2 protein-coding genes and 1 pseudogene are annotated in these 3,389 nt (G+C 73.8%); 1 reads left to right on the top strand and 2 read right to left on the bottom strand.

Translation table 11 applies throughout. From position 1 onward, the window contains the following. Window positions 1-32: 32 nt before the first annotated feature. Together K7G60_RS38445 and K7G60_RS38440 are read right to left on the bottom strand one after the other, a co-directional pair. Window positions 33-1,838: an FAD/NAD(P)-binding domain-containing protein gene (locus tag K7G60_RS38445; protein WP_225805606.1), complete on the bottom strand. Its 1,806-nt coding sequence runs from the start codon at window positions 1,836-1,838 to the stop codon at window positions 33-35. Then, on the bottom strand, window positions 1,835-2,683 hold the full coding sequence (locus K7G60_RS38440) for an amino acid ABC transporter permease (protein ID WP_225805605.1): 849 nt from the start codon (window positions 2,681-2,683) through the stop codon (window positions 1,835-1,837). Before K7G60_RS38440 ends, K7G60_RS38445 begins: the two co-directional genes overlap by 4 nt. A gap of 414 nt (window positions 2,684-3,097) precedes the next feature. Here K7G60_RS38440 and K7G60_RS38435 point away from each other — a divergent pair. Beyond that, a pseudogene (locus tag K7G60_RS38435) lies at window positions 3,098-3,389 on the top strand (hypothetical protein); the annotation flags it as partial.

The following is a 3,389-nucleotide window of genomic DNA, read 5'->3' as shown; positions in this document are numbered from 1 at the left end:
GAACGGGGTACGGGTGGAGAGGCGGGCGCGGATCAGGCGCTCAGCGGGGCGGGGAGCCGACACTCCCGGTCGCGCAGGAAGGCCAGGGCGGCCCGCGCGGTGACGTCGTTCTGCCCGAAGGCGACCCCGCCGGTGCGGGGCCGGGTGAAGGCGCTCCCGGTGCGGGCGGTGGTGTGCGGGCCGAGGGCGAAGCGGCGCGGGTGCGGGCGTCCGTCGTGTTCCAGGACCCGGCCGTCGACGGGGTCGACGACGAGGAGGCCGCCGGGGGTGGCGCGGGTCCCCTCCTCGTACAGGGCGCGGAGCAGGGGGCTGCCGGTGAGCTCCGGGGTGGGGTCGGGGATCCGGGCCTCGACGAGGGCGCGGGCCCCGGTCCACTCGCCCGGTACGGCGGGGGACCCGGCCCGGAAGAGGCCGCGTTCCTCGTCGGTCTCGACGGTGACCCGCGGGCCGAGGAAGCGGACGACGCCGGCGCGGGAGAGCGCGAGGAGCTGCCTCAGCCGGGGGCCGGGCGGCCCGGAGGCGAGGTAGCTGAAGAAGCCGTGCCACCAGCCGCCGGGGTCCAGGCGACCGCCGAGGCGCAGGAGCTGGCCGTAGACGGAGAGCAGGCCGGCGAAGACGGCGGCGTCGGGGCTGTGGGCGGGGTCGTGGCGGCGGGTCAGGTCCTCGGTGATGTAGTCGCGCAGGCCCTGCTGGAGGGCTTCCGCGGAGTCGTAGCGCAGGCCGTCCAGGGGGTGGTCGAGGGCGTCGAGGTCGAGCCGGTCGGCGGGGTCGGGGACGGCCGCGGCGACGACCGCGGCGAGTTCGGGCCCGCGGGGCGGCGCCTGCTCGTAGGCGTTCTCGAAGTCGCTCCAGGCGAGCGCGGTCCGCTCGGGGTGGGTGGAGAAGAGCCGGTGGTAGTGGGCCCAGCCGAGTTCCTTGTCGATGAGCGGCCACACGTCGCGCCGGAAGTCGATCGGCCCGGTGCGCCGGAGCAGGGCGTCGGTCTGCTCGGTGCCGAAGAAGCGGGGCAACGGCGGCCGTTCGCCGTCGAGGACGTAGCCGATCTTCGAGTGGTACGGGACGCCCCGGCGTGATCCGACGTGCAGCACCGGCTCCTTGCCGGAGGGGATGTAGACGAGCTCGTCGCCCTCGCCCTCGTACCGTCCGCCGCGGCCCTCGGTGAGCAGCACCATCAGGTCGACGAAGGCGAGGCCGAAGCCGCGGACGAGGACGGGTTCGCCGGCGGGGAGGGCGGAGAGGTCGGCGTCGGCGGTGAAGTCGGGCGGGAGGTGCACGAGCCGGTGGCGGGCGGCGAAGTCGGCGAGCCGGCGCTGCTCCCCGTCGGGTTCGGCGTCGAGGTGGCCGACGGTGAGGACGACGAGGTCGGCGAGGAGGGGGACGGCGGTGCCCTCCAGCCAGACCCGCTGGCGTCCGTCGCGGGGACCGCTGATCCGCAGGGCGGTGGTGCGGTGCTCGTGGACGGCGACGGTGGCGGGCAGGGCGTCGCGGGCCCGCTCGTACACCCAGCGCAGGTAGGCGCCCTGCTGGGGGCGGGTGGGGAAGGTGCGGCCGTCGACGCCGGCCCATTCGGCGAGGGTGGGTCCGGGGCGGACGGGCCCTTCGAGTTCGACGGTCTCGTCGGTGAACATCGTGACGTCCTCGGCCTGGGAGTTCATCCAGAGCAGCGGGGACTGCGCGGTGCGCCAGATGCGGCCGGGGCCGGGCGGGTGCGGGTCGACGAGGTGGACGTCGAGGGGCTCGTCGCCGTACAGCTCGGGCAGGTTGGCGGCGAGCCGTTCGAGGAAGCCGGTCCCCCGCGGCCCGGCGCCCACGATCACGAGGGAGCGGCGCGGACTCATCGCGCACCGGCCGTTCCGCGGGCGTAGTGCCGCTCGACGTAGTGCTGGCCGATGGAGAGGACCGAGGTGACGGCGACGTACCAGAGCGTGGCGACGAGCAGCAGCGGGACGATCTCGTACGTGCGGTGGTAGACGAGCTGGGTCGAGTAGAGCAGGTCCTGGACGGCGATGACGGAGACGATGGAGGTGCCCTTGAGGGTGCCGATCAGCATGTTCCCGGCGGGCGGGACGATCGCGCGCATGGCCTGCGGCAGCACGATCCGGGAGAGCCGGCGCCCTCGGCCGAGGCCGAGGGACTGGGCGGCCTCGATCTGCCCCCGGTCGACGGAGAGGATGCCGCCGCGGACGACCTCGGCGGCGTAGGCGGCCTCGTGCAGGGTGAGGCCGATGACGGCGACGGCGACGGGTCCGAGGAGGTTGACCGTGTTGACGCCGAGGATCTGCGGGTAGAGCACGCCGATGTTGAACCAGAAGAGCAGCTGGACCAGGATCGGGGTGGACCTGAAGAACCAGATGTAGCCCCAACCGACGGCGCGCAGAACGGGGTTGGCGGAGAGCCTGAGGACGGCGAGCAGGGTGCCGAGGACGAAGCCGAGGGCCATGACGAGGGCGGTCAGCCACAGGGTGAGGCCGAGGCCGCGCAGGACGGACGCGGAGGTGAAGTACTCGGCGACGACGTCCCACTGGAAGGCCTCGTTGCGGACGACCGAGACGAGGGCGAGCGCGAGCAGGACGAGGACGGCGGCGGCCGCGGTCCACTGGCCGGTGCGGCGGGTGGGGACGACGCGCGGGGGCGGTTCGGCCGGCGGTGCCGCGGAAGGGGTTTCGACGAGGGTCGCGGACATGCGAGGGCTCCGTGGATGCCAGAGGATCGAACACGGGGTGCGCCTTCACACGCGCTGAGCCGCGGATCCGGGCCCCTCAGCCCGATCCGCCCTTCGAGGCTATGCGGTCAACGCGGGCCGCTGTCAAGGGTGTCCGCACTGTGAGCCGTACGTCTCACCGCAGTTGACGCGGGACCGGATGCCTGTTCCACTGGGGCCATGCATCCGCAGCAGCTGGTCACGCGCTCCCACATCGACTTCGGTCGAGTGTGGTCCTCTTCCTGTTGAGCCGACCCCCTGCTTCTCCCCGCCCGCGTGCTGTCCTCCGCGGCGCCTTCACACCCAGGCCCCTCGTGAGCGCCTGAGCTCTCCCCTCCCCTCGTTCCGCCCTGCTCTGCCCTGTCTTCTTTCTTCTCCTTCGCCTGAAGGACCGTCATGACCTTCGCGTTGTCCGTGCACCGGACCACGACCACCGACCCCCTGGCCCGCCCGCTCCTCGACGAGCTGGCGTACGAGTACACGACCCGGTACGGCTCCGCGCACGACCTGAGCCGCTATCCGGCGGCGGAGTTCGCCCCTCCGCACGGCGCCTTCCTGCTCCTCCTGGAGCACGGCCGGCCCGTGGCGGGCGGCGCCCACCCCCGCTTCGGCGAGGACACCGCCCCACCGGAACGGAGCTCGACGCACCCCGCGCCCCCCCCGCCCCGGCGCCCCCCCCCGGGCCCCC

The sequence above is a fragment of the Streptomyces sp. NK15101 genome (assembly GCF_020400725.1).
GTDB lineage: Bacteria > Actinomycetota > Actinomycetes > Streptomycetales > Streptomycetaceae > Streptomyces.
Note: the sequence above shows the minus strand (reverse complement) of the source record. Positions and strands in the feature narration are given on the sequence as shown.